Source organism: Streptomyces sp. NPDC006743, assembly GCF_040703815.1.
In the GTDB taxonomy this organism is placed as follows: Bacteria; Actinomycetota; Actinomycetes; order Streptomycetales; family Streptomycetaceae; genus Streptomyces.
Map to the genome: position 1 here is coordinate 31,691 of NZ_JBEYJA010000054.1, position 25,494 is coordinate 57,184.

A 25,494-nucleotide genomic window follows, 5' to 3' on the forward strand; every position below is an offset into this window, starting at 1 on the left:
ATGCCGTGCTGGGGCGACCGTTCGTGTCGTACGGGGTCGGTCGGAAGCGGTCCTCGGCGGAGTGGAACCGAGCCGGCCCGCTCGGCCATCCCCCCCCGGAGCGCCGACGGCCCGGCCACGGGCTCTGATGTGGCGCCCCGGTACCAGCCTAATCACCACAGCCGTACCGGTGGCAGCCCGTCCGGCGTCCGCCCGGGTACGCCCCGTCACACACGGGCACCCGCACACCCGTCAAGTCGGGCGAGAACCGGCCAAATCACCTGGTGGCGGCCCTGGTCACGGGTCGGTCGCGGCCCGCCCCGCGATCGGCGCACCCCGACGAGCGGGGGAGTGCGGGACATTCCGGCTGTTCCTGTCAAAGTGGGCCGTTTCCGGGGCAGTTCAGTCCATGCGGCGGGCGGTGCCCAGCAGACCGATCTCGGGGTCGGTGGGCTGCGTCATCACGTACTGCCGGTCGCGGTCGGCGCACCACAGCGTCACACCGTCGGGGAGCGTGGGCAGGCAGTCCACGTCGGCCCGCGGCAGCGCCATGGTCCGGCCCAGCTCGGCGGCCTCGTCCGGGGAGATCCGCTGGACGCCGACGAGCCGTGCCTGCCGGATCAGCCGGGGGGCCGCCGGGCTCAGGTACGGAAGCAGGGTCACCACCGACTGCCAGGGACCGGAGACGACCCGGCCGCGCGGCGGCCGCATACCGCAGTCCCGGACCAGCAGGACGGGCGTACCGGCCGACGCGCCCTGCGGGGGCACCCGGCCGACCTCGTGGACCGCCAGGCCGTTCTGCCCGCCGCCCATGGCGTGCACCATCTGCATCCATGCCTGGGCCCGGCCGGTCTCCACCGCGACGCGTGCCCCGGTGGCCGCCGCCCGCAGGGCCAGCACCTGCGCCGTCCACAGGCTCCCGATGAGGACGACGTCGTACGGCGTCGGGCTGCTGAGTCCCAGGACCGCGGGCCTGCCCTCGGCGTCCACCCCGATGACGACGCCGTCGTCCCCGATGGGCAGCGCCAGCGCGTCCAGTTGGTCCGTGGGCAGCGTGTGCCGTCCGTGCCGCGGACCGATCAGTCCGAGGCCGGTGCGCAGCCGCCCGCGCAGCCGTCCGGCCACCGGGGAGGCAGGCGTGGCCGGGGCGCCCGTCCGGGGGTCCGTCGTCGTCACCGGGTACCTCCGAGGGGGAGCGTGGCGAGCATGGCGGGCGCCTGCTCCCGGTCCAGGCGGGCCAGGCCGGCCCCGGCGTGCCGGGCGGCGTCCTCCACGCTCCGCCGGGCCGCGGCGAGTTCGTCGTCGCTGCGGCCGGTCACCCTCACGTGCGCGCACAGGTCCGTCTGCTGCCGGTCGCCGCCGGAGAGGGTGAGACTGAACGTCGTGGCGAACGCCGGCACGCTGGTGAGGGACGCCACGAGCTGCGGCAAGGAGGCGGCGCCCGGCCCCAGTTGAGGCCAGCGCCGCACCCAGTAGGTGGTGTGTCTGCGGTTGTCGCACCGCCAGCTGCGGCCGGTCTCCTCCGTGCGCCGCTCGCGTGTCTCGGTCCGTCCCGCCTCCGCCGTCACCAGCGGATTGGCGCACGCCGAGGTGGCCAGCGCCGCGATCAGCTCCTCCTCGTCGAGCACCGTGGTGCGCAACCCCGCACCCGTGAGCCGGCTGGCGAGGTGGTCCGCGACGCGCGCGAGGGACCTCTGCGCCCCCACCAGGGCACCGCCGCGGGCCGCCACCGCCTCCCGGCACAGTTCGGGATCCAGTTTCAGCGCGATCCAGGTGATGCGCGCCGCCGGTGCGCCGGTCTGGGCCTGCAGCGGCGCGTAGTTGGTCACCGCCACGGAGTGCTGGGGCAGGTGGAGGGCCGGCGCGGGCCGCGTGTGCAGCACGATCTGCGCCGACTCCAGCCGGATGCCGTCCACCTCCAGGGCGTCGCGGACCAGCGCGACCGGCAGCGTCTGCCGTCCCCGCTCCGACCGCACCGCGGTGACCTCGGCCTCCACCTGCACCACCGCGCTGAGGAAGGTGCCGTCCCCGACCATCCCGACCTGCCGCCGCTCCCGGCCGCCGTAGGAGCAGGTCCGCAGGCCGGGATCGCATTCGACCGCGGGAGCCAGCCCCGGCTCGGTGCCGTCCGGCACCAGCGTGCTCGCCGCCCGCCGACGACGCGCCCGCAGCGCACGCACGGTGGCGAGCCACTCGGGCAGCGAACGTCCCCGCCGGCGCACGAGGGCGGCCGGCGCGAGCAGCAGGGCCACGACGACCGCCGGCGCCAGAGTCAGGGGCCCGGCGGCCCAGCCCGCGAGCAGGAGGCCGGCCGCGACCTCCAGGAGGACGAGTCGTTGCAGCCGGAACGCCCGGGCCGGGCCCCGGCGTATGCGCGGTTGCACCGCGGCCGCCGCCGAGGGGGTCGCCGGCCGGCCCGCCGGCGCCGCCGGAACCGGTGCCGGCGCCCCCGCCCCGCCCGCCCCGCCACGGGAGCGCACCCGCGTCCCGGAAGCCATCACCGCATCCCCCCGTCATGCTCGCGGCGCGCGTGTTCCCGCCCCGCACAAGGCCCTTGAAGGCCCCGGTACCCTACCTGCTCCACAAGTCCCCGCGGACACCAGGCATAGTAGGGGCTCGGTCCGGCGACGAGGGGCGGGGACGGACCCGCCCTCCGGGTACGGCGCAGGGGAAAACGGGGAGAGACACGCACAGATGGCATCTCGGCGGGACCAGCTCAACGCCTACACCTTCGCGAAGCGCCGCATGCTCGCCTCGTTCGTCCGGTCGGCGCCGGGCGGCTCCGAGGAGGACGCGCCGAAGCCGCTGCGCGCGGTGGTGCCCAGTGTGATCACGGGCGTGGTCGTGATGGCGGTCTTCGGCGCCTGGGGGATGTTCAAGCCGGCCGCGCCGCAGGGCTGGGACACCCCCAACGCCAAGGTCATCGTCGCCGACCGGTCCACCACCCGTTACGTCGTGCTGAAGACCGGCGGCAAGGCGCAGCTGCACCCCGTCCTGAACATGGCCTCCGCCAAACTCCTCCTCGACCCGGGACAAGGCCAGGTCGTCACCGTTGCCGAGTCCGTCCTCGACAGCGGCGAGGTCCCGCACGGCGTCACCATCGGCATCCCCTACGCCCCCGACCGGCTGCCGTCCGCGCAGCAGGCCGGCGCGGCCAAGCGCTGGATGGTGTGCGAGCGGCCCAGCGCCGGCGGCCGGTCCATCCGGAAGGCCGCGCTCGTCCTGGACCGGCGCGACATGGGGCGCAGCGAGGGCAGCCAGCGACTGCGCGGGGGCGAGCTGCTCTACGTCATGGACCCGGACAAGAACCGCTACGTCGTGGACGCGGGCGGTACGGCCTATCCGCTGGGCGCGGACGACGAGCTGCTGCTGCGCACCGTGGTCGGGTCGGGCCGCGAGCCCGAACGGGTCTCCGGAGAATGGCTGGCCACCCTGCACCGCGGTGACCGGATCACGTTCCCGAGGGTCGACGGCGTTCCCGGTGCCCCGGCCCACGCCCCCGGCCAGCTCGACGCGTCGGTCAACAGGGTCGGCATGGTCCTCAAGGCGTTCGACGCCAACCAGGAGCGGTACTACGTCGTCCTGCCCGGGCGGGTCGCGCCCGTCTCCGACTTCGTCGCCCAGCTCCTCCTGTACAGCCGGGACCTGGCGCGGCTGGGGCAGGCCGGTCACGCACGGGAGATGAGCCCCGGCGCCCTGGTGCCCGGCGGCGCCTTCGGCGCGGAGCACACCTGGCCGTCCGCGGTGCCCGTCGCCGTCAACGAGGCGTCCGAGAGGGCGGGCAGCCGCAGCACCGTCTGCAACGTGCTGCGCGGTGTCTCCGCCGACGGCCGCACGACCCTCAGCACCTGGGCCGGGACGGACTTTCCCGCGCCGCTGCCCATCGGATCGGCCAGCGCCTACGTCACCCCCGGATCCGGCCAGCTCTACCGCCAGTTCCAGGGCGCCGCCACCAAGACCGGCCCGGTCTTCCTGGTCACGGACACAGGGCTGCGCTACGTACTGCAGTCCAACTCGGACAGCGCCACGAGCGACGCGGGCATCGGCATGACGGACAAGGAGAAGAAGGAGCTGGCCCAGGAAGCCCAGCAGGCGCAGACCCGCCTGGGCTACGCCGGAGTCAGTCCCGCGCCGGTCCCCGCCGCGTGGTCCGAGTTCCTGCCCACCGGCCCGCGTCTGTCGACGGCCGCCGCGCGCCAGCCGCAGGGCTCCTAGAGAGGAAGTCGAAGAGCATGCCTCACGCGTCCGCCTCCCCCTTCCTGCGGGCGGCGGCGGTGACATCCGCCGGTCTGGCCGTGGCCGTGACCGCCGCCGTTCCCGCTGCCGCCGGCGACTCCTTCTCCGACCAGTGCACGTTCCCCAGCAAACAGGTCTACGAGGGACGGCCATGGGCCCTGCAGCGGGTCAACCTGGACCAGTTGTGGAGCCGGTCGCGCGGCAAGGGCGTCCGCGTGGCGGTGATCGACACCGGCGTCGACGTGAAGAACCGGCAGCTCGCCCACGCGGTCGACGCGAAGAGCGGCAAGAACTTCCTGCCCGCCGAGGACGACAGGGGCAAGAAGGTGGAAGGCGCCGGGACGCCCGCCACGACGGACACGGTCGGCCACGGCACCAAGGTCGCCGGGATCATCGCCGCCCGGCCCATGAAGGGCAGCGGCTTCGCCGGCCTGGCCCCCGAGGCCACCGTCATCCCGCTGAAGCAGAACGACGCGGAGGGGCACGGCACGGCCCGGACGCTGGCCGACGCCGTCCGCTACGCCATCACCGCCAAGGCCGACGTCATCAACATCTCCCAGGACACCTCGAACGCGCTCGCACCGGCCCCCGCGCTGCGGGAGGCGATCGACGCCGCACTCGGCGCCGGGATCGTCGTGGTGGCCTCCGCGGGCAACGACGGCATGGGCGGCAACGTCAAGAAGACGTACCCGGCCTCCTACGACGGAGTGCTCGCGGTGGCGGCCTCCGACCGCAACAACGAACGCGCCGCCTTCTCCCAGTCCGGCGACTTCGTCGGCGTGGCCGCCCCCGGCGTCGACATGATCTCGACCGTGCCGCAGGGCGGCCAGTGCGTCGACAACGGCACCAGCTTCTCCGCGCCCTACGTGGCCGGCGTGGCGGCGCTGATCAAGGCCAGGCACCGGGACTGGAGCGCGCGCGAGGTGGTCGCGCAGATCGAGCAGACCGCGGAGCGGACCATCGCCGGCCACGACCGCCTCGTCGGCTGGGGCGTGGTGGACCCGGTCCGCGCGCTGACCGAGGACGACCGTCCGGTCGAGTCCCCCGACCCGCACGACGGCCTCACCAGGGCGCAGGCGCCCACCCCCGCCCGTGTCCAGCTCGGCGAGAGTGCCGACGAACGCAACACCCGCCTCGCCGTGTACGTGGCCGTCGGCACCGGGGTCCTGGTGGCCGCGCTCGGCGGCACCGCCGTGGCGGTGCGGGACGCGCGCCGCAGGGCGCGCCGCGTCGCGCGCGCCCGCTGAGCGACGGCCCGCTGCTCCGGTCCCGCGCGCACCGGCGCGGTTGAGTACGCGTACTCAGGAACAGGGGCGGCCGGGCGCATAGGGTCGACAGGCACCGCGGTCAAGGCAGTTGGGCCCGTGACCGCCGGTGACTAGAGTGAACGGTGCTGTGAGCCGGAACGTCGGCAGGGCGCCGTCGCCCCTCGGGGCGGGGGACACGGGGAAGGGGGACGTCCGGTGCTCCTGAACCGGTACGACGCGCTTCCCGGGCGCGCCGGAACGCGGACGACACACGTCCACGAATGACGAGAAGGAGCAGGAACATGGCGGACGGCCGGAAGCTCGACAGTGGCGAGGCCATCAGGCTCGAACAGTCCATCGTCCACCGGTACGAGTCGATCCAGGGGCAGCTGCGCCGCCTCCAGGGGACGATCGACATGATCGAGAACAACTGGACGGGACAGGGCGCGGGGGCCTTCAACGCCAAGCAGACGGAGATCAACGACCACGTGGTCGCGCTCGGGCAGATGCTCGAGAAGGTCCTTGACGGTGTCAACATCAACCGCAAGGACAAGGAGAAGCTCGAGGACGAACTGCACGGCCGGATCCGGCAGATCGACGTCCAGGACCTGGGCGGCCAGACCTCGGCCCTCAGCAGCTACTGAGCCGTGCCTTCCCGCTCCGTGGCGAGCGGACCGATCCGACCGAAGAGACGGGACAACCATGACGAACGTCCACAACCGGGACCTCGCCGTCAAGTACGGCGTCCTCGACGCGCTGACCACCGAACTCGGCGGCATCGCCAAGAAGTTCGAGGAGGACATCAAGGCGCTCCAGGCCGATGTCCAGAAGATCGCCGAGGGCTGGGGCGGTGAGGCCTACGAGGCCTTCACCAAGCAGCACAAGAAGTGGGACATGCACGCCAACGGCATCCACCAGGCGCTGCTGACCATCGGTCACCGCATCCACGAGGCCGGCGGTGACTACCGCGCCGGCGACCTCAAGGGAGCAAGCTACTTCGAGTGAGCGGGGCCGGACGGCCGTACGCAGGCGGGGTGGGCGCGCACGGGAGGCGCCCACCCCGCTGTGCTGTCTCAGTACCGCTCGGGCACCAGCCCCGTCTGCACCAGCGGCCTGCCCCGCCGCCGGGACACGAAGATCCCCCGGCCCACCGGCATCGGCCGCGGCCTGACCCCGCCGAGCAGATCGCCCTCACCGGGATCACCGGCGAGCACCACGCCCTGGGCCCCCAGCTCGGTCATCCGCTGCATGAAGGACTCGTACGAGGCGCGCCCCGCCCCCGCCGTCGAGCGCGCGATGATGAACCGCACGCCCACGTCCCGGGCGAACGGAAGCAGCTCGGTCAGGCCTCCCAGCGGGTTGCCGCTCGACGTGGAGACCAGGTCGTAGTCGTCCACGACGACGTACACCGTCGGCCCGCGCCACCAGCTCCGCTCACGCAGCTGCCGGGCCGTCACCTCGGCCGTGGGCGTGCGCCGCCGCATCAGATCGGCCAGCGCGGCCATGTGGTGCTCCATGCTGTTGGACATCGGGATGTACTCCGCCAGGTGGGAGGCGGGGGTGACGTCCAGCAGGGTGCGCCGGTTGTCGACGACGAAGAACTTGCACTCGTCACCGGAGTAGCGCTCCGTCAGCTGCTTGATCAGCAGCCGCAGCAGGTTGGACTTGCCGGACTCGCTCTCGCCGAACACGAGGAAGAACGGGTCCTGTTCGAAGTCGACGAACACCGGTTCCAGGTTGTCCTCGTCGAGGGCGAAGGCGACTCCGCGCCGCGGGAAGCGGTCGCCCGCGGGCAGCCGATCCGCCGGCAGCTCACGCGGCAGCAGGCGCACGCCGGGCGCACCCGGCTCCTGCCAGTGCCGGGACACCTCCGCCGCCAGCGCCTGGGTGGCCGCGGCGAGGTCCGTGTCGGAGGTCAGGCCGTCGATGCGCGGCACGGCCGCCATGAAGTGCAGCTTCTGCGGGGACACACCGCGTCCCGGCACGCCCGTGGGGACGTTGGCCGCCACCTTCCGGTCGATCTCGGAGTCCATCGTGTCACCGAGGCGCAGTTCCAGGCGGTTCATCAGGTGGTCCTTGATGTTCGCCCGGACCTCCATCGAGCGCGACGCGGTGAGGATCACGTGGATGCCGTAGCCCAGGCCGCGTGCCGCGATGTCCAGGACGATCGCCTCCAGCGCCTCGTAGTCGGTGCGGAAGCTGCCCCAGCCGTCGATGACCAGGAAGACGTCGCCCCACGGCTGGTCGGTGACGGAGATCTCGCCCCGTGCCCGGCGGGCACGGAAGTCCGCGACCGACGCGATGCCCGACGAGCGGAAGTACTCCTCGCGGCGCGTCATCACGCCGTACACCTCGGCGACCGTCCGCCGCACCTTCTCCGGGTCGAGCCGGGAGGCGACCCCGCCCACGTGCGGCAGTCCGGCCACCGCCGCCATGCCGCCGCCGCCGAAGTCCAGCCCGTAGAACTGGACCTCGTGGGGCGTGTGGGTCAGGGCGAACGCGGAGATCAGCGAGCGCAGCAGCGTCGACTTGCCCGACTGCGGGCCGCCGACGATCTGCATGTGGCCCGCCGCACCGGAGAAGTCCGCCCACAGCGGGTCACGGCGCTGCTCGTACGGCTTGTCTACCAGGCCCAGGGGCACCACGAGCCGTCCCGCGCCCTCGTACCCCGGCTGGGTCAGGCCGCGGCCCGGCACCGCGGTGAGGCCGGGCAGCAGCCCGTCCAGCGCCGGAGGACTGTCCAGCGGCGGCAGCCACACCTGGTGGGCCGCCGGCCCCTGGGCCTCCAGCCGGCGCACGATCACGTCGAGCACCGTGTCCGCGAGCGCCTCGTCCACCTCCGGTCCCGTCGCCGCCCGCGGCCGCGGCACCGGCGCGTACAGCACGGGCACCTCCGCGGCGGTGAAGAGCACCGGCCGCCGGTCCACGGGCAGCGGCCCGCCCGCCACGGACGGCTGCTGCGCGCCCGAGCGGTACACGCCGGACACGTAGGCCGCCTTGAACCGCACCATCTCGTCGGTCCCGAACTTCAGGAAACCCGAGCCGGGGACGTTGGGCAGCTCGTACGCGTCCGGCACACCCAGCGCGGCGCGCGACTCCGCCGCGGAGAAGGTCCGCAGGCCGATCCGGTAGGACAGGTAGGTCTCGAGGCCGCGCAGCCGGCCCTCCTCCAGCCGCTGCGAGGCGAGCAGGAGATGGACCCCGAGCGAGCGGCCGATGCGTCCGATCTGCACGAACATCTCGATGAAGTCGGGCTTCGCGGTGAGCAGTTCGCTGAACTCGTCGATCACCAGGACCAGTGAGGGGATCGGCTGGAGCGGGGCGCCCGCGGCGCGGGCCTTCTCGTAGTCGTGGATGTTGGCGTAGTTTCCCGCGTCGCGCAGCATCTCCTGGCGGCGGTTGAGTTCGCCGCGGATGGAGTCGCCCATGCGGTCCACCAGCGTCAGGTCGTCCGCGAGGTTGGTGATCACGGCGGCCACGTGCGGCATCTGGGCCATGCCCGCGAAGGTCGCGCCGCCCTTGAAGTCCGCGAGGACGAAGTTCAGCGTCTCCGAGGAGTGGGTGACGGCCAGGCCCAGCACCAGGGTGCGCAGCAGCTCCGACTTGCCCGAACCGGTGGCGCCCACGCACAGGCCGTGCGGGCCCATGCCCTCCTGCGCGGCCTCCTTGAGGTCCAGCATCACCGGGCGGCCGTCCTCGCCGACACCGATCGGTACCCGCAGCCGTTCGGCCAGCGCCCGGGGCCGCCAGGTCCGCCGGGTGTCGACCGAGGCCGCGTCGCCCAGACCCAGCAGGTCCGTGAACTCCAGATTGGCCAGCAGCGGTTCGTCGTCGTCCCGCCCGGCCGCCATCCGCAGCGGCGCCAGCTGCCGGGCCAGGGCCTCCGCCGACTCGTAGGAGAGCGCGTCGGCCGTCCCCTCGTACACGGAGCCGTCCGGCGACTCCAGGCGCAGCGATCCGCCGCCGACGACGACGCGGAGATCGCCCGGCGCACGGGCCGGCTCGCCCGGTGCCACCTCGACGACCGTGACCCCCTGCAGGCCCTCGGGGCCCGCGAGTACGCAGTCCGCGGGCAGCGACAGGCCGTCCACGAAGACGACGATGTGCGGTTCGTCGGGCAGCGGTGCCGCGTTCGGATGGAAGCGGGGGCGTCCGGTGAGCCGGGCGGACAGCAGCTCCTCCAGCTCGCGGCCGTCCCCGCTGATCAGCCGGCGGCTGCCCGCGCCGTCGACGGCGCCGGCCGCCTGGGCGTGCGGGAGCCACTTGGCCCACTCCCAGTGGGCCGGCGCGTCCCCGCCCGCCGCCACGGCGAGGACGAGGTCCTGCGGGGAGTGCAGCGCGGCGAGCGAGGCGGCCAGCGCCCGCGCCGAGGAGCGCACCGCCTGCGGCTCGCCGCTGAGGGTGACGTGGTGGAAGGCCCGCAGGGAGATCGCCATCGGCAGGTCGTCCAGCGTGCCGTGGACGGCGAGGAAGCGCCGCAGCGCGCCCGCGGTCAACGGCTCCAGCTGCTCCACCGGGGCGGTCTCCGGGGCGACCAGGGCGGTGGCGAGCGCCTGCGGGCCCAGACCGACGCGGATCTGCGCGAAGTCCTCGTCGCCCGGCCGCCGTTCCCACACCCGGCTGCCCTCGGCGACCAGCGCCCACAACTGGTCGGGGGAGGGGTGGAGGTAGTACTGCGCGTCGCGCTGGGCGCGCGCGGTGTCCAGGGCGGCGCGCCGGGTCTGCGCGAGGTAGCTCAGGTAGTCGCGGCGCAGGTCCGCCAGCTGGCCCTGGGAGCCGCGCCGGAAACGCACCACCATCGCGACGGACATCGCCACCGTCGAGGCGATCATCACCATGCCCATGATCTTCATGAACGGCTGGCCGTTGGTGAAGAAGAAGACCACCGAGCCGCCCATGCCCAGCGTGGGCAGCAACTGCATCAGGACGCTCTCCTGGTGCCCGCGCGGCAGTTCGGGCGGAGGCTGCAGGAAGACTTCCTCCGTGGGCACTTCGGACGGCAGCGCCCTCGGCGGGCGCTTGACGACGATGTGGCTCACTGCTCACCAATTCCCATGCCGGGCCCGAGGGTCCCGTCCGCCACCCCGTGTCAGGCGGACGCCGTCATCCCGGGCAGGGAGACGCGGGCCGCCGCGTGATCCTACTGACTTCGCCGGGCACCAAGGGGCGGTAGGGTGCCGGGGGTTCGCGTGAGCACACGCGTGACCGGCCGGAAAACGGGGGCATTCCATGGCATGTGGAGCGGTATGCCGTCCCGTCGGCGGCCCCCGCGGAGCCCTTGCGCCGTACCCCGTGCCTCGCCGGAGCCGCGGAGCGGACAGCGCGCCGCGGGACCTTCACACCACTGACGCAGATTCATCACCGAGGGGGAGCAGCAGGTGAGCATGACGGCCTCCGCGACGGCCGGCGGGGCGGGCGGCCCCGGCACGGGTGTGCCCGCCGGGACCGGGACCGGGCTCGGCTTCTGCCGGGTCACCATCGTCGCGCCCGACAGCCGGATCGACGTGGCCCTGCCCGACGACATCCCGGTCGCCGACATCCACCCGGAGATTCTCCGGCTCTCCCGGCAGAGCCCCGCCGAGGGCGCGCCCGTCGGCTACCACCTCGTGCGCAGGGACGGCACGGTCCTCGACAGCTCCCGTTCGTTCGCGGCCCAGCGCATTCTCGACGGCGAACTGCTCACCCTGCGGCCCTTCTCCGACTCCCTGCCCCCCGCCGTCTTCGACGACGTGTCCGACGCCGTCGCCGCCGCGGTGACCCGCGACCACACCCTGTGGAGCGGTGACCTGACGCGGGCCGCCGGGCTCGTCGGCGCCGGCGTGCTGCCCGCCCTGCTCGCCTTCGTCGCCTGGACCGCCGACCCGCGCCACGACATGCACAGCCTCCCGGGCGTCCTCGCGGCGGTGGCGGGAGTGCTCCTGCTCGTGCTCGCCTGCGTACGCGCCCGGGTGTACGACGACCGCGCCTCGGCCGTCGCCCTGGGGCTGGGCGCCCTGCCCAACGCCGGCGTCGCGGGGTCGGGGCTGCTGCCGCTCGCAGACGGCCAGGGCATCGGGAAGCTGCAGTTCCTCCTGGCCTGCGTGGCCGTCCTGCTGGCCTCGGTGGTCCTCACCCTGTGCGCGCCGAGCGGGGACGGGCCCTTCGTCGCGTTCGTCCTCGCGGGCGCCATCAGCTCGCTCGCGGTGTTCGCGGCGATCCTCGCGCACTGGACGCCGTCGCAGACCGCGGCGCTGTGCGCGCCGGCCGCAGTCGGGGCCCTGGCCTTCCTGCCGGGCATGTCGATGCGCTTCGCCCGGCTGCCGATCGGCTTCGACCCGCCGGACACCGCCCCGCGCCCCGCCTACGGCACGGATGCCACCGACCCCGAACCGGTCGACGCCGAGCGGATCGCCGCCCAGGCCCGCCGCGGCCACGAACTCCTCGTCGGCCTGGTCGGCGGCTGCGCGGTCACCGCCGTCGGAGCGTCGGCGGTGCTCGGCTTCTCGCACGACGTATGGGCCCAACTGCTCGCCCTGGCCACCGGGCTCGCCCTGCTGACGCGGGCCCAGCTCTTCCGCTACACCGCCCAGGTCGCCCCGGTGCTGGCCGCGGGGCTCGGCGCACTCGTCCTGCTCGGGCTGGGACTCGCGCTCGACCCGCCGCACGCGGTCGTCACCGCGGCCCTGCGCGGCGACCGCGGCGACCTCGACATCAGGACCGTCTGGCTCGTCGCGGCGATCGCGGCGGCGGCCGCCGTCGTCACCGCGATCGGCCTCATCGTGCCGCGCAGCGGACTCAGCCCGTTCTGGGGCCGCTTCATGGAGATCGCCGAGGGCTTCGTCCTGCTGACACTGGTACCCCTGGCCCTCGCCGTCTTCGACGTGTACGCGACCGTCCGGTCGATGACCAGCTGACCCGGCCGTCCGGTGGGTGCGGCACGCGCGTGCCGCACCCGCTGCTCCATGCCCGGACGCCCCGCGCCGCCCCCCCGGGGTGGCCGGCGGCCCGGGCACAGGCCCCCGTACGAAGGGATCTCCTCGCGTGAGCTTCGGCCCACCACCGTCCGCCTACACCCAGTCCGCCCTGGCCGCGGACCAGAACCGCAGACGCCGCCGCATCCGGACGCTGGGAGCCGTGGCCGTCGTCGTGGCCGCCGCCGTCGGCGTCGGCGGCTGGATCCTGTCGTCCATGGGCGGCGACGGGGCATCCGCCGACCCGAAGCCGTCGGCCACCGCACAGAGCCCGGACGACATCCGGGAGCTGACGGAGAAGACCCCCGCTTCCCCCGAAGGCCGGCTGCTGGTCGAGTACAGGGAGGGCGACCTCGCCAAGACGGTCAAGGGCGACCCCCGGTACGCGCCGGGCACCTGGGCCACGGACAAGGTGCTCGCCAAGGGCATGGCCGACCGGATCGAGGGTCTCACCACCGCGGCCACCGGCCCGGAGAAGGCCTACACCCTGCGTCTCGACGGCCATCTCTGCGCCACCAGCAAGCACATCACCGCGGACGGCCGTACGGCGGTCGTCGTCCAGCCCAAGAGGGCCGGCGCCATGGCGGAACGCGGCGTGTGCGACGAGGTGGTCTTCTTCGACGTCGACACCGGCAAGAAACTGTGGCAGGCGAAGATGCCCTCGGCCACCTCCGCCTTCGTGACCAACACGAACCTGACCATGACCAAGGGCGTCGTCGCCGTCGCCTGGGGCGGCGGTTCGGTGGCCTACGACATGAAGACCGGCAAGCAGCTCTGGAACAGCACGACGGTCTCCGCCTGCGAGGACAACGGCTTCGCGGGCGGCCGGGCCCTGCTGGTCCTGGAAGAGTGCGGCGCCCAGTCGCCCAACCCCACCTACCGGGTCGAGAAGCTGGACCCGCGTACCGGAAAGCCCCTGTGGACGTACAAGGTGGCGAACGGGGTCGAGGACGTCTACCTGCCCTCCGCCGACCCGCCGGTGCTCGCCGTCGCCGCCGGCGACAGCTCGGTGACCGACCTGATCACGCTCGACGGCGCCGGCAAGCGCCTGGCCACCATCTCCCTCACCGGCTACGACCCCAAGTGCGGCGAACGTGACTTCGGCGCCGGGTTCTTCGGGACGGTGGAGTACTGCGACGGCGTGGCCGTCGGACGCGACCAGGTGTACGTGGTCAGCAAGGAGACCACCGAGCTGCGCCAGGCGGCCAACTGGATCGTGGCCTTCGACGTCACGACCGGGAAGGCGGGCCGCAAGCTGGACGCCCGGCCCTCGCAGCCGCTCACCCCGGTGCAGGCCGACGGGGACGGCCTGCTGGTGTTCCGGCGCAGCTACTCCGAGATCGAGCCGTCCTCGGTCGCCAGGTGGGACCCGCGCACCGGCAAGGAGACACCGTTCCTCCTCTTCGGGTTCCCGGCGGACGACGAGGGAGACTTCGCCGACATCGAGCACTCGGACATTCTGGTCGCGCAGGGCCGGGTCTACTTCGCCAAGCGTGAGCTGACCGCCGACGACAAGCACCCCACCTACCCGGTGGACGCCGTCCTCGGCATCGGCAGCGCGGCCGCGCAGCACTGACCGGCCCCACCGGACAGGGGGAGGGGCGGCACGCGACCCCGCGCCGCCCCTCCCCGTTCGTCAGCCGGACCGCTGCTCCGCCGCCGCCCCGAGCCCCCCGTTGTGCTCGGCGGGCTCCAGATCGAACTCGCCGTCGCGAGCCCCGAGCACGAACGCCCGCCACTCCGCCTCGGTGTACCGCAGCACCGTGTCGTGGTCGAGGGACGACCGCATGGCCACGGCACCGTCGGGCAGGTAGGCGATCTCGACGCGCTCCTCGTGCTGCTCCGTGCCCGGCGCGCAGTGCCACTCCACACCGGAGATGTCGAGCGCGTACAGTTCGTCGCGCTCGCGCTCCTTGCGTGCCTTGATCTCCGCTTCCGTCTCCGCCATCTCGCAGCGACCCCTTCCCGACGTACGTACACGGTGCCAGCGCTCACCCTAGTGGCCGGGGCACGCGGCGCGGGGCGTTCGGGAAACCGGGTGAAGGGCGGCGGCCGCCGCCTGGTAATCTGGTCGACGGCCGTTTGTGTACGCACCCCCGGCGCCGTCGCAGGCAACCCTGCGGGCCCTGGAGATCGCGCCCAGCGGACCCCGCCTCCCGAGTCACGGAAGCTCCCCAGAGACACAGAGCTGGGGCACTCGGTGGCCACTTGCAGACCATGAGGAGTACGCGTGTCGCTCGACGCCGCTACGAAGAAGCAGATCATCGGCGAGTTCGGTACCAAGGAGGGTGACACCGGCTCCCCCGAGGTCCAGGTCGCCCTGCTGTCCCGTCGGATCTCCGACCTGACCGAGCACCTCAAGACCCACAAGCACGACCACCACTCCCGTCGTGGCCTGCTGATCCTGGTCGGTCAGCGCCGTCGCCTGCTGCAGTACCTGGCGAAGAAGGACATCCAGCGCTTCCGTGCGCTGGTCGACCGCCTCGGCATCCGCCGCGGTGCGGCGGGCGCCAAGTAGGACGCCGTGAAGGGAGCGGTTCCCGGTCAGGATCGGGGGCCGCTCCCTTTGCCGTACGTGCGGCGTGACGCGCCGCGGGTACGGAGAACTCCGCCGGACGGGCGGAAACGTGCGGAGTGTCACTCACGCTTTGTAGTGTGGTAGCACGACGCACGACGTACGGCACGGAACGCGGTACGGAACAGTACGCATACGCGTGCGAAAGCGCGGTACGAATCCGTACGCGCCCAGCACGCACACAGAACGAGGAGGAGCGCACCTCGCCGCCGCCGGTCCTCGGTAGTGGCCCCCGGGCGATGTGAGCCCCGGGTGCTTCGATCGAAGACCGGCCCGCACCAGACGGAGCGCTTCTCCGCCACCGTCCCCCCGCCACACGGGCGAGGCGGGACGAAAGACGACAAGTAACGGAGAAAACGCTGGTGGAGAACGAGACCCACTACGCCGAAGCCGTCATCGACAACGGTTCCTTCGGCACCCGCACCATCCGCTTCGAGGCGGGCCGCCTGGCCAAGCAGGCCGCCGGTTCCGCCGTGGCCTACCTGGACGACGACACCATGGTGCTGTCGGCGACCACCGCCTCGAAGAACCCCAAGGACCAGCTCGACTTCTTCCCCCTCACGGTGGACGTCGAGGAGCGGATGTACGCCGCCGGCAAGATCCCCGGCAGCTTCTTCCGCCGCGAGGGCCGGCCCAGCGAGGACGCGATCCTCACCTGCCGCCTGATCGACCGCCCGCTGCGCCCGTCCTTCAAGAAGGGCCTGCGCAACGAGATCCAGGTCGTCTGCACGGTCATGGCGCTCAACCCCGACCACCTGTACGACGTGGTCGCGATCAACGCCGCCTCCGCCTCGACGCAGCTGGCCGGCCTGCCCTTCTCCGGCCCGATCGGCGGCGTCCGCGTCGCGCTGATCAACGGCCAGTGGGTCGCGTTCCCGACCCACAGCGAGCTGGAGGACGCCGTCTTCGACATGGTCGTCGCCGGCCGTGTCCTGGAGGACGGCGACGTCGCGATCATGATGGTCGAGGCCGAGGCCACCGAGAAGACCATCCAGCTGGTCAAGGGCGGCGCCGAGGCCCCCACCGAGGAGGTCGTCGCCGCCGGTCTGGAGGCCGCCAAGCCCTTCATCAAGGTGCTGTGCAAGGCCCAGTCGGACCTCGCCGCCAAGGCCGCGAAGCCCACCGGCGAGTTCCCGATCTTCCTCGACTACCAGGACGACGTCCTGGAGGCGCTCACCGGCGCCGTCCGCCCCGAGCTGGCCCAGGCGCTCACCATCGCCGGCAAGCAGGAGCGCGAGGCCGAGCTGGACCGCGTCAAGGGCCTGGCCGCCGAGAAGCTGCTGCCCGAGTTCGAGGGCCGCGAGAAGGAGATCTCCGCCGCGTACCGCGCGCTGACCAAGCAGCTGGTCCGCGAGCGCGTCATCAAGGAGAAGAAGCGCATCGACGGCCGCGGCGTCACGGACATCCGTACGCTCGCCGCCGAGGTCGAGGCCATCCCGCGGGTGCACGGCTCCGCGCTGTTCGAGCGTGGCGAGACCCAGATCCTGGGCGTCACCACCCTCAACATGCTCCGCATGGAGCAGCAGCTGGACACCCTCTCCCCGGTGACCCGCAAGCGCTACATGCACAACTACAACTTCCCGCCGTACTCCACCGGTGAGACCGGCCGCGTCGGCTCCCCCAAGCGCCGCGAGATCGGCCACGGCGCCCTCGCCGAGCGCGCGCTCGTGCCGGTGCTGCCCACCCGCGAGGAGTTCCCCTACGCGATCCGTCAGGTGTCCGAGGCCCTCGGCTCCAACGGCTCGACGTCCATGGGCTCGGTCTGCGCCTCCACCATGTCGCTGCTGAACGCCGGTGTGCCGCTGAAGGCCCCCGTCGCCGGTATCGCCATGGGCCTGATCTCCCAGGAGATCGAGGGCGAGACGCACTACGTCACCCTCACCGACATCCTCGGTGCGGAGGACGCCTTCGGCGACATGGACTTCAAGGTCGCCGGCACCAAGGAGTTCGTCACCGCCCTCCAGCTCGACACCAAGCTGGACGGCATCCCCGCCTCCGTCCTGGCCGCCGCCCTCAAGCAGGCCCGTGACGCCCGCCTCCACATCCTCGACGTGATGATGGAAGCGATCGACACGCCGGACGAGATGTCCCCGAACGCCCCGCGGATCATCACCGTCAAGATCCCCGTGGACAAGATCGGTGAGGTCATCGGCCCCAAGGGCAAGATGATCAACCAGATCCAGGAGGACACCGGCGCCGAGATCACCATCGAGGACGACGGCACCATCTACATCGGTGCCGCCGACGGCCCGTCCGCCGAGGCCGCCCGCACCACGATCAACGGCATCGCCAACCCGACGATGCCCGAGGTCGGCGAGCGCTACCTGGGTACGGTCGTGAAGACGACGACCTTCGGCGCCTTCGTCTCCCTGCTGCCGGGCAAGGACGGTCTGCTGCACATCTCGCAGATCCGCAAGCTGGCCGGCGGCAAGCGCGTGGAGAACGTCGAGGACGTGCTCGGCGTGGGCCAGAAGGTCCAGGTCGAGATCGCCGAGATCGACTCCCGCGGCAAGCTCTCCCTCGTCCCCGTGATCGAGGGCGAAGAGGACGCGGAAGAGCAGAAGGACGACGCCGCCAAGTGACGTCCCGTGGCTTGAAGGCGACGGCCCGCACCTCCTCGGAGGCGCGGGCCGTCGCCCGTACCCAAACCCTGATCAAGGGCACGAACGGCATCGGCACCGTGCGTCGTACCACCCTTCCCGGCGGCCTGCGCATCGTCACCGAGACCCTTCCCTCCGTGCGCTCGGCCACCTTCGGCATCTGGGCGCACGTCGGCTCCCGCGACGAGACCCGCTCGCTGGGCGGTGCCACGCACTACCTGGAACACCTGCTCTTCAAGGGCACCGAACGGCGCTCGGCCCTGGACATCTCCGCCGCCCTGGACGCCGTCGGCGGCGAGATGAACGCGTTCACGGCCAAGGAGTACACGTGCTACTACGCACGCGTGCTCGACACCGACCTGCCGCTCGCCATCGACGTGGTCTGCGACATGCTCACCGGCTCGCTGATCCGCGAGGAGGACGTCGACGTCGAGCGCGGCGCGATCCTCGAAGAGATCGCCATGACCGAGGACGACCCCGGCGACTGCGTGCACGACCTGTTCGCGCACACCATGTTCGGTGACAACCCCCTCGGCCGCCCGGTCCTCGGCACGGTCGACACGGTCAACGCCCTCACCGCCGACCGCATCCGCCGCTTCTACAAGAAGCACTACGACCCGACCCACCTCGTCGTCGCCTGCGCCGGCAACATCGACCACGCCAAGGTCGTGCGCCAGGTCCGCGCCGCCTTCGAGAAGGCCGGCGCCCTCGGGAGCAGCGGGGCCGTCCCCGTCGCCCCGCGCGACGGCCGGCGCGCCCTGCGCACCGCGGGCCGTGTCGAACTGCAGAACAGGAAGACGGAACAGGCCCACGTCGTCCTCGGCATGCCCGGTCTCGCCCGCACCGACGACCGCCGCTGGGCCCTCGGCGTCCTGAACACCGCCCTCGGCGGCGGCATGTCGTCGCGGCTGTTCCAGGAGGTACGGGAGAAGCGCGGCCTGGCCTACAGCGTGTACTCCTACACCTCGGGCTTCGCCGACTGCGGCCTGTTCGGCGTCTACGCCGGGTGCCGGCCCAGCCAGGTGCACGACGTGCTGCGCATCTGCCGCGAGGAACTCGACCACGTCGCCGAGCACGGCCTGTCCGACGACGAGATCGGCCGCGCCATCGGCCAGCTCCAGGGCTCGACCGTCCTCGGGCTGGAGGACACCGGCGCGCTGATGAACCGTATCGGCAAGAGCGAGCTGTGCTGGGGCGAGCAGATCTCCGTCAACGACATGCTGGCCCGGATGGCCGCGGTGACCCCGGACGAGGTCCGCGAGGTCGCCCGGGACATCCTGGGACAGCGCCCGTCGCTGTCGGTCATCGGCCCGCTCAAGGACAAGCAGGCCGCCCGTCTGCACGACGCGGTCGCGTGAACCCCCGGGGCGCCCCGGCCGTGACAGCCTCGGCCGGCGGCGCCCCCGGCCGGTGACACTTCGGCCGGCAACCCCCTCGGTCTTAAGGAAGCAAGAGATGAGCAAGCTGCGCGTGGCGGTCCTCGGTTCCCGGGGCCGTATCGGTTCGGAGGCCGTACGGGCGGTGGAGGCCGCCGAGGACATGGAGCTGGTCGCCGCCCTCGGCCGGGGCGACGGGCTGGAGACCCTCACCGAGAGCGGCGCCCAGGTCGCCGTCGAGCTGACCACTCCGGCCTCGGTCATGGACAACCTCGACTTCTGCGTCCGCAACGGCATCCACGCCGTGGTCGGCACCACCGGCTGGAGCGACGACCGCCTCGCGCGGCTGAGGGGCTGGCTCGACCGGTCCCCGTCCACCGGTGTGCTCATCGCCCCGAACTTCTCCATCGGGGCCGTCCTCACCATGAAGTTCGCCCAGCTCGCCGCGCCGTACTTCGAGTCCGTCGAGGTCGTCGAGCTGCACCACCCCAACAAGGTCGACGCCCCCAGCGGCACGGCCACGCGCACCGCCCAGCTCATCGCCGAGGCCCGCGCCAAGGCCGGTACGGCCCCGGCGCCGGACGCCACCGCGACCGCGCTGGACGGCGCCCGCGGCGCCGACGTCGACGGCGTGCCGGTGCACGCGGTGCGGCTGCGCGGCCTGCTCGCCCACCAGGAGGTCCTGCTGGGCGGCGAGGGCGAGACGCTCACCATCCGCCACGACTCGCTCCACCACAGCAGCTTCATGCCGGGCATCCTGCTCGGCGCGCGCCGCGTGGTGACCACTCCGGGCCTGACCTTCGGCCTGGAGCACTTCCTCGACCTGAACTGAGCCCCGAGCCCATGCGCGCGAAGATCACCTACCTCGTCACGGCCGCCGTCCTCGTCTTCTACTTCGTCCTGGTCGGCAGCCGTGGCGTCCTGCTCATCGAGTCCGGCACGTTCGTGACGGTCACCTTCGGGATCGCCGTGCTGATCCTGCCGGTGATCGGCCTGTGGTTCCTGTGGAAGAACACCCAGTTCGTCCGCGACGCCAACCGGCTCGCCGCCGAACTCGACGCCGAGGGCGGCCTGCCCGTCGACGAACTCGAGCGCACGCCCAGCGGGCGCATCGACCGGGACTCGGCCGACGAGGTCTTCGCCCGCCGCAAGGCCGAGACGGAGGACGCCCCCGACGACTGGCGCACCTGGTTCCGCCTCGCCGTCGCCTACCACGACGCCCGTGACACGCCTCGCGCCCGCAAGGCGATGCAGCGCGCGATCGCCCTGCACGACGGCAAGCCCGTCCAGGCGGCCTGAGCACGGCGCTGGATCACCGTCCGCCCGCCCCGGACGCGTACGCCCGGGGCGGGTCGCGGATCAGCGGGGCCGGTACTCCTCGGCCCACGCCTCCACCATGTCCGCCGCGCGGTCGAACGCCGTCACGCGGCCCAGGAAGTCGGCGTTGTGCGTGGTCAGCAGGGGCGGCGCGGACTCCTGGGGCCGGCCCCGGCGACCGAGCAGCAGCGCCTGGCCCTGCACCGTCCGCGGCAGACCGAGCCAGCGCACCGGCTGCTGCACCGTGCGCACACTGACGACCTGTGCCCACGGCGTCGTACGCGTGATCAGGAAGCCGACGTGCCGCAGTCCGCGCGCCCCGACCCACACGCCCATGCGCAGCAGCCGCAGTGCCGCGGCGACCACGACGAGACCCACGCCGAGACAGGCCGCACCGCCCGCCACCGCGCCGGTCAGCGCGATCACGACCGCCGAGAGCAGCACGAACGAGGCGACCAGCAGCACCAGTGCGGCCACGCCCACCCGCCAGGGGCCGGGCCGGTAGGGGCGCCGCCAGCGCTCCCGGTCGTCGAACGGCAGCGCGACGTCGTCCGCTGCGTCGAAGGCGCGATCGGCCGTCAGGAAGGGCAGGGGCACGGCGGTTCCTCACTCAATCCACGCGGGGGCTGTGCCCGGTGAGGCTATCCGGCTGTGTCGTCGCTCACCACTCGCGGGGGTCCAGGTGAGTGGCCGGGCCGTTCGCCGCCTGTGTCAGTGCCCGTGCGAGGCCTGCTGCGTCTGCGTGGGGGAGTGGGTGGTCGCCAGCGCGGGCATCCCCACGACCAGGGAGCCCACGAGGCCCGCCACGATGGTCAGACCCAGCAGACAGCGCCCGGCTATCTGGGCCGCCGACGCCCGCCGCCGGGGCGGGGGCGCGACATTGCTGCGGAACCGGTCGGCCTCGGCGACGAAGGCGAACGGGACGGGCTCACGCCGACGGAACATGGCGGGGTACGGCTCCCTTCGGGGTCAAAGTGTTCGGGCCGGACGGTTCGGAGCGCGGGAACGAACGGTTCGGGGGTCGAACGGGCGTGTCTCACTCATACAGACGCATGAGTGTCCCGAAAGGTGCCCATTTCCGGAAATTGACTGGGACCCGAGTGCGGACGGGGACGGCAGGGGCCGCCCACGTAGAGTGGGCGCCGCCCGTCAGACGTGAAGGAAGGGACTCTCCGCACCGTGACCGACACCCCCGCCGACGACCTGAAGCCGAGCTTCCGCAGCGATGTCACCGTCGAGCTGGTCAAGCACACCGCGTCGGACACCGACGTGCTCTTCGCGGCCCGCGTCTCGACCATCGGCGAGCAGTCCCTGGACGAGCTGGACAAGGACCCGGAGCGCTCCCGGGGCCTGATCAACTACCTGATGCGGGACCGGCACGGCAGCCCCTTCGAGCACAACTCGATGACCTTCCTCATCAGCGCGCCGATCTTCGTCTTCCGTGAGTTCATGCGGCACCGCGTCGGCTGGTCCTACAACGAGGAGTCCGGCCGCTACCGGGAGCTGCAGCCGGTCTTCTACGTGCCCGACGCCTCGCGCAAGCTCGTCCAGGAGGGCCGCCCCGGCAAGTACCGCTTCGTCGAGGGCACCCAGGGCCAGCAGGAACTGGTCGGCCGGGTCATGGAGGACTCCTACCGGCAGGCGTACGAGGCCTACCAGGAGATGCTCGCCGCCGGCGTCGCCCGCGAGGTCGCCCGCGCGGTCCTGCCCGTCGGCCTGTTCTCCTCCATGTACGCCACCTGCAACGCCCGCTCGCTGATGCACTTCCTCGGCCTGCGCACCCAGCACGAACTGGCCAAGGTGCCGTCCTTCCCGCAGCGGGAGATCGAGATGGTCGGTGAGCGGATGGAGGCCGAGTGGGCGAAGCTCATGCCCCTCACCCACGCCGCCTTCAACGCCAACGGCCGGGTCGCGCCGTAGGCCCCGTCCGGCGCACGCCCCCGTCCCGCCGCGGGGGCGGGACCAGGGACAGATGTACGGATCAGCCTTGCGAAGTGTCCGTATTGCGGCATTTATGGAAGTTATCTAGCCTGATCGAACGGACCCGGCACTGCTTGAACCCCCGAGCAGGCAGTGCCGGGCTCCACCTTTGTCACGACTTGTCGGCCGCCCCGACGGCAGACCCCGCCCTGAGCAACGAGTAGCGTGTTACCCATGGCTCCGACCTCGACTCCGCAGACCCCCTTCGGGCGGGTCCTCACCGCCATGGTCACGCCCTTCACGGCGGACGGCGCACTCGACCTCGACGGCGCGCAGCGGCTCGCCGCCCACCTGGTGGACGCAGGCAACGACGGCCTGGTCGTCAACGGCACCACCGGCGAGTCCCCCACCACGAGCGATGCGGAGAAATCGGAGCTGGTACGCGCGGTCGTGGCGGCCGTCGGAGACCGGGCCCACGTGGTGGCCGGCGTCGGCACCAACGACACCCACCACAGCATCGAACTGGCCCGCGCCGCCGAGCAGGCCGGCGCGCACGGCCTGCTGACCGTCACGCCGTACTACAACAAGCCTCCGCAGGAGGGCCTGTACCGGCACTTCACGGCCGTCGCCGACGCGACCGGCCTGCCCGTCATGCTCTACGACATCCCCGGCCGCAGCGGCGTCCCGATCAACACGGAGACGATCGTCCGCCTCGCCGAGCACCCCAGGATCGTCGCCAACAAGGACGCCAAGGGCGACCTCGGCCGCGCGAGCTGGGCCATCGCCCGCTCCGGCCTCGCCTGGTACTCCGGCGACGACATGCTGAACCTGCCGCTGCTCTCGGTCGGCGCGGTCGGCTTCGTCTCGGTCGTCGGCCACCTCGTCACCCCCGACCTGCGCGCTCTCATCGAGGCCTACACCTCCGGTGACGTGCAGAAGGCCACCGAGATCCACCAGAAGCTGCTGCCCGTCTACACCGGCATGTTCCGCACCCAGGGCGTCATGACCACCAAGGCCGCGCTCGCCCTGCGGGGCCTGCCCGGCGGGCCGCTGCGGCTGCCCATGGTCGAGCTGGCACCCGAGGAGACCGAACAGCTCAAGATCGATCTTGCCGCCGGCGGGGTACAGCTCTGACAACGAGACTTCGCGAGATCCCTCGCACCGCCCGGCTCCACCCGGAACCACATCCGGGAACCGGGCACCACAACTGAACAAGCACGACACCGCAGGCCACCGGTGCCTGCACCCCACAACGACAACTGCTTCTGCACGAACGTCACGCGCGCCACGTGCCCACCGGTACGTGGCGTGTGTGGTGAGGAGGGTCTTTTGAGTCATCCGCATCCTGAACTCGCGCCGCCCCCGCCGCTCGCCGACGGAGGCCTCCGCGTCACCCCGCTCGGCGGCCTCGGGGAGATCGGCCGCAACATGACGGTCTTCGAGTACGGCGGACGCCTGCTGATCGTCGACTGCGGAGTGCTCTTCCCCGAGGAGGAGCAGCCCGGAATCGACCTGATCCTGCCGGACTTCTCGTCCATCCGGGACCGCCTCGACGACATCGAGGGCATCGTCCTCACGCACGGCCACGAGGACCACATCGGCGGCGTCCCCTACCTCCTGCGGGAGAAGCCGGACATCCCCCTGATCGGCTCCAAGCTGACCCTCGCGCTCATCGAGGCCAAGCTCCAGGAGCACCGCATCCGCCCCTACACCCTCGAGGTCGTGGAGGGGAACCGGGAGCGCATCGGGCCCTTCGACTGCGAGTTCGTCGCGGTCAACCACTCCATCCCGGACGCGCTGGCCGTCGCCATCCGCACGCCCGCCGGCATGGTGGTCCACACCGGCGACTTCAAGATGGACCAGCTCCCGCTGGACCGCCGGCTCACCGACCTGCACGCGTTCGCACGGCTGAGCGAAGAGGGCATCGACCTCCTCCTCGCGGACTCCACCAACGCCGAGGTGCCGGGATTCGTCCCGCCCGAGCGGGACATCTCCGGTGTGCTGCGCCAGGTCTTCGCCGGCGCCCGCAAGCGGATCATCGTGGCGAGCTTCGCCAGCCACGTCCACCGCATCCAGCAGATCCTGGACGCCGCCCACGAGTACGGCCGCCGGGTCGCCTTCGTCGGCCGCTCCATGGTCCGCAACATGGGCATCGCCCGGGACCTCGGCTACCTGAAGGTGCCGCCGGGCCTGGTGGTGGACGTCCGCACGCTCGACGACCTGCCCGACCACGAGGTGGTCCTGGTCTGCACCGGCTCGCAGGGCGAACCGATGGCCGCCCTCTCCCGGATGGCCAACCGGGACCACCAGATCCGCATCGTCGAGGGCGACACGGTGATCCTGGCCTCCTCGCTGATCCCCGGCAACGAGAACGCGGTGTACCGGGTCATCAACGGCCTGACCCGCTGGGGCGCCGACGTCGTCCACAAGGGCAACGCCAAGGTGCACGTCTCGGGCCACGCCTCGGCCGGCGAACTGCTGTACTTCTACAACATCTGCCGGCCCAGGAACCTGATGCCGGTCCACGGCGAATGGCGCCACCTGCGCGCCAACGCCGAACTGGGCGCGATGACCGGCGTCCCGCACGACCGGATCGTCATCGCGGAGGACGGCGTGACCGTCGACCTCGTCGAGGGCAAGGCCAAGATCTCCGGCAAGGTCCAGGCCGGTTACGTCTACGTCGACGGGCTCTCCGTCGGCGACGTGGGCGAGCCCGCCCTGAAGGACCGCAAGATCCTCGGGGACGAGGGCATCATCTCGGTGTTCGTGGTGGTCGACTCCACGACCGGCAAGGTCACCGGCGGCCCGCACATCCAGGCCCGCGGCTCGGGCATCGAGGACTCGGCGTTCGGTGCGGTCATCCCGAAGATCGCGGAGTCCCTGGAGAAGTCCGCCCAGGAAGGCATCGCCGACTCCCACCAGCTGCAGCAGCTCATCCGCCGCACGCTGGGCAAGTGGGTCTCGGACACCTACCGGCGCCGGCCGATGATCCTCCCGGTCGTGGTGGAGGTCTGACGGACCGTACGACTGTCCTACGGCAGCTCGTACGCGCGAACTGGTGGCGGGGCGCCTCGATTTGCATCGAGGCGCCCCGCTCCAGTACGTTTACGGCTCCGCCAGGACGGGAACCCGGCGCACTTCGTGCGTACCGGAGGACGTTCCCGGAGAGGTGGAAAATCCGACTCAGAACTTCTGATAAAGTCGGAACCGCCGGAAAGGGAAACGCGAAGCGAAAGCGGAGCGGGAACCTGGAAAGCACCGAGGAAATCGGATCGGAAAGATCTGATAGAGTCG

At 72.0% G+C, this 25,494-nt stretch carries 20 protein-coding genes; 14 read left to right on the forward strand and 6 right to left on the reverse strand.

The window, feature by feature from the left end:
- Nucleotides 1-381: 381 nt before the first annotated feature.
- The gene (locus ABZ719_RS31315; RefSeq protein WP_366728547.1) at nt 382-1,104 is read right to left on the reverse strand and encodes a hypothetical protein; all 723 of its coding nucleotides are present in this window, start codon (nt 1,102-1,104) and stop codon (nt 382-384) included.
- Nucleotides 1,105-1,151: 47 nt separating this feature from the next.
- Nucleotides 1,152-2,480, reverse strand: coding sequence for a type VII secretion protein EccE (gene eccE / locus ABZ719_RS31320; protein ID WP_366728531.1), 1,329 nt, complete (start codon nt 2,478-2,480; stop codon nt 1,152-1,154).
- Nucleotides 2,481-2,673: 193 nt separating this feature from the next.
- Here eccE and eccB point away from each other — a divergent pair, with 193 nt between their 5' ends.
- From eccB to ABZ719_RS31340, 4 genes are all read left to right on the forward strand, one after another.
- On the forward strand, nt 2,674-4,194 hold the full coding sequence (eccB, locus tag ABZ719_RS31325) for a type VII secretion protein EccB (protein WP_366728532.1): 1,521 nt from the start codon (nt 2,674-2,676) through the stop codon (nt 4,192-4,194).
- 17 nt (nt 4,195-4,211) lie between these two features.
- Nucleotides 4,212-5,462, forward strand: a complete 1,251-nt coding sequence (gene mycP / locus ABZ719_RS31330; protein WP_366728533.1) for a type VII secretion-associated serine protease mycosin — start codon at nt 4,212-4,214, stop codon at nt 5,460-5,462.
- Nucleotides 5,463-5,764: 302 nt separating this feature from the next.
- Nucleotides 5,765-6,106 carry a WXG100 family type VII secretion target gene (locus ABZ719_RS31335; RefSeq protein ID WP_366728534.1) on the forward strand — a complete coding sequence of 114 codons (342 nt, stop codon included), beginning with the start codon at nt 5,765-5,767 and terminating at the stop codon, nt 6,104-6,106.
- A gap of 58 nt (nt 6,107-6,164) precedes the next feature.
- The gene (locus ABZ719_RS31340) at nt 6,165-6,467 is read left to right on the forward strand and encodes a WXG100 family type VII secretion target (RefSeq protein ID WP_037861952.1); all 303 of its coding nucleotides are present in this window, start codon (nt 6,165-6,167) and stop codon (nt 6,465-6,467) included.
- Nucleotides 6,468-6,535: 68 nt separating this feature from the next.
- Here ABZ719_RS31340 and eccCa read toward each other — a convergent pair whose 3' ends face one another.
- The gene (gene eccCa / locus ABZ719_RS31345; protein ID WP_366728535.1) at nt 6,536-10,501 is read right to left on the reverse strand and encodes a type VII secretion protein EccCa; all 3,966 of its coding nucleotides are present in this window, start codon (nt 10,499-10,501) and stop codon (nt 6,536-6,538) included.
- A 339-nt stretch (nt 10,502-10,840) separates the two neighbouring features.
- Between eccCa and eccD the strand changes: the two genes are divergently transcribed.
- Nucleotides 10,841-12,355, forward strand: a complete 1,515-nt coding sequence (eccD, locus tag ABZ719_RS31350) for a type VII secretion integral membrane protein EccD (RefSeq protein WP_366728536.1) — start codon at nt 10,841-10,843, stop codon at nt 12,353-12,355.
- Between the two features lie 127 nt (nt 12,356-12,482).
- Nucleotides 12,483-13,988, forward strand: a complete 1,506-nt coding sequence (locus tag ABZ719_RS31355; RefSeq protein ID WP_366728537.1) for a PQQ-binding-like beta-propeller repeat protein — start codon at nt 12,483-12,485, stop codon at nt 13,986-13,988.
- A gap of 60 nt (nt 13,989-14,048) precedes the next feature.
- Here ABZ719_RS31355 and ABZ719_RS31360 read toward each other — a convergent pair whose 3' ends face one another.
- Nucleotides 14,049-14,360 (reverse strand): DUF397 domain-containing protein, encoded by a 312-nt coding sequence (locus tag ABZ719_RS31360; RefSeq protein ID WP_366728538.1) that lies wholly within the window; start codon nt 14,358-14,360, stop codon nt 14,049-14,051.
- A gap of 282 nt (nt 14,361-14,642) precedes the next feature.
- Here ABZ719_RS31360 and rpsO point away from each other — a divergent pair, with 282 nt between their 5' ends.
- The 5 genes from rpsO (at nt 14,643) to ABZ719_RS31385 (ending at nt 20,262) form a co-directional block, all read left to right on the forward strand.
- On the forward strand, nt 14,643-14,930 hold the full coding sequence (gene rpsO / locus ABZ719_RS31365) for a 30S ribosomal protein S15 (protein WP_030177470.1): 288 nt from the start codon (nt 14,643-14,645) through the stop codon (nt 14,928-14,930).
- A gap of 419 nt (nt 14,931-15,349) precedes the next feature.
- Complete coding sequence (locus tag ABZ719_RS31370; protein WP_366728539.1) at nt 15,350-17,569, forward strand: polyribonucleotide nucleotidyltransferase; 2,220 nt, start codon at nt 15,350-15,352, stop codon at nt 17,567-17,569.
- Nucleotides 17,566-18,945 carry a pitrilysin family protein gene (locus ABZ719_RS31375; RefSeq protein WP_366728540.1) on the forward strand — a complete coding sequence of 460 codons (1,380 nt, stop codon included), beginning with the start codon at nt 17,566-17,568 and terminating at the stop codon, nt 18,943-18,945. Before ABZ719_RS31370 ends, ABZ719_RS31375 begins: the two co-directional genes overlap by 4 nt.
- Nucleotides 18,946-19,042: 97 nt before the next feature.
- Complete coding sequence (dapB, locus tag ABZ719_RS31380) at nt 19,043-19,795, forward strand: 4-hydroxy-tetrahydrodipicolinate reductase (protein WP_366728541.1); 753 nt, start codon at nt 19,043-19,045, stop codon at nt 19,793-19,795.
- A gap of 11 nt (nt 19,796-19,806) precedes the next feature.
- Nucleotides 19,807-20,262 (forward strand): hypothetical protein, encoded by a 456-nt coding sequence (locus tag ABZ719_RS31385; RefSeq protein ID WP_366728542.1) that lies wholly within the window; start codon nt 19,807-19,809, stop codon nt 20,260-20,262.
- A 60-nt stretch (nt 20,263-20,322) separates the two neighbouring features.
- On the opposite strand, the gene ABZ719_RS31390 is transcribed toward ABZ719_RS31385, so the two are convergent.
- On the reverse strand, nt 20,323-20,877 hold the full coding sequence (locus ABZ719_RS31390; RefSeq protein WP_366728543.1) for a phage holin family protein: 555 nt from the start codon (nt 20,875-20,877) through the stop codon (nt 20,323-20,325).
- 114 nt (nt 20,878-20,991) lie between these two features.
- Nucleotides 20,992-21,225: a hypothetical protein gene (locus tag ABZ719_RS31395; protein WP_366728544.1), complete on the reverse strand. Its 234-nt coding sequence runs from the start codon at nt 21,223-21,225 to the stop codon at nt 20,992-20,994.
- A 234-nt stretch (nt 21,226-21,459) separates the two neighbouring features.
- Here ABZ719_RS31395 and thyX point away from each other — a divergent pair, with 234 nt between their 5' ends.
- From thyX to ABZ719_RS31410, 3 genes are all read left to right on the forward strand, one after another.
- Complete coding sequence (thyX, locus tag ABZ719_RS31400) at nt 21,460-22,200, forward strand: FAD-dependent thymidylate synthase (protein WP_366728545.1); 741 nt, start codon at nt 21,460-21,462, stop codon at nt 22,198-22,200.
- A gap of 234 nt (nt 22,201-22,434) precedes the next feature.
- Complete coding sequence (gene dapA / locus ABZ719_RS31405; RefSeq protein ID WP_037861968.1) at nt 22,435-23,334, forward strand: 4-hydroxy-tetrahydrodipicolinate synthase; 900 nt, start codon at nt 22,435-22,437, stop codon at nt 23,332-23,334.
- A gap of 195 nt (nt 23,335-23,529) precedes the next feature.
- Complete coding sequence (locus ABZ719_RS31410) at nt 23,530-25,215, forward strand: ribonuclease J (RefSeq protein WP_366728546.1); 1,686 nt, start codon at nt 23,530-23,532, stop codon at nt 25,213-25,215.
- Nucleotides 25,216-25,494 lie beyond the last annotated feature (279 nt).

What these genes read in the sequence shown, in the direction of transcription:
- eccB (WP_366728532.1), top strand. Translation starts at nt 2,674, where the DNA reads ATGGCATCTCGGCGGGACCAGCTCAACGCCTACACCTTCGCGAAGCGC.
- dapA (WP_037861968.1), top strand. Translation starts at nt 22,435, where the DNA reads ATGGCTCCGACCTCGACTCCGCAGACCCCCTTCGGGCGGGTCCTCACC.
- ABZ719_RS31335 (WP_366728534.1), top strand. Translation starts at nt 5,765, where the DNA reads ATGGCGGACGGCCGGAAGCTCGACAGTGGCGAGGCCATCAGGCTCGAA.
- ABZ719_RS31360 (WP_366728538.1), bottom strand. Translation starts at nt 14,360, where the DNA reads ATGGCGGAGACGGAAGCGGAGATCAAGGCACGCAAGGAGCGCGAGCGC.
- ABZ719_RS31385 (WP_366728542.1), top strand. Translation starts at nt 19,807, where the DNA reads ATGCGCGCGAAGATCACCTACCTCGTCACGGCCGCCGTCCTCGTCTTC.
- ABZ719_RS31340 (WP_037861952.1), top strand. Translation starts at nt 6,165, where the DNA reads ATGACGAACGTCCACAACCGGGACCTCGCCGTCAAGTACGGCGTCCTC.
- mycP (WP_366728533.1), top strand. Translation starts at nt 4,212, where the DNA reads ATGCCTCACGCGTCCGCCTCCCCCTTCCTGCGGGCGGCGGCGGTGACA.
- ABZ719_RS31395 (WP_366728544.1), bottom strand. Translation starts at nt 21,225, where the DNA reads ATGTTCCGTCGGCGTGAGCCCGTCCCGTTCGCCTTCGTCGCCGAGGCC.
- dapB (WP_366728541.1), top strand. Translation starts at nt 19,043, where the DNA reads ATGAGCAAGCTGCGCGTGGCGGTCCTCGGTTCCCGGGGCCGTATCGGT.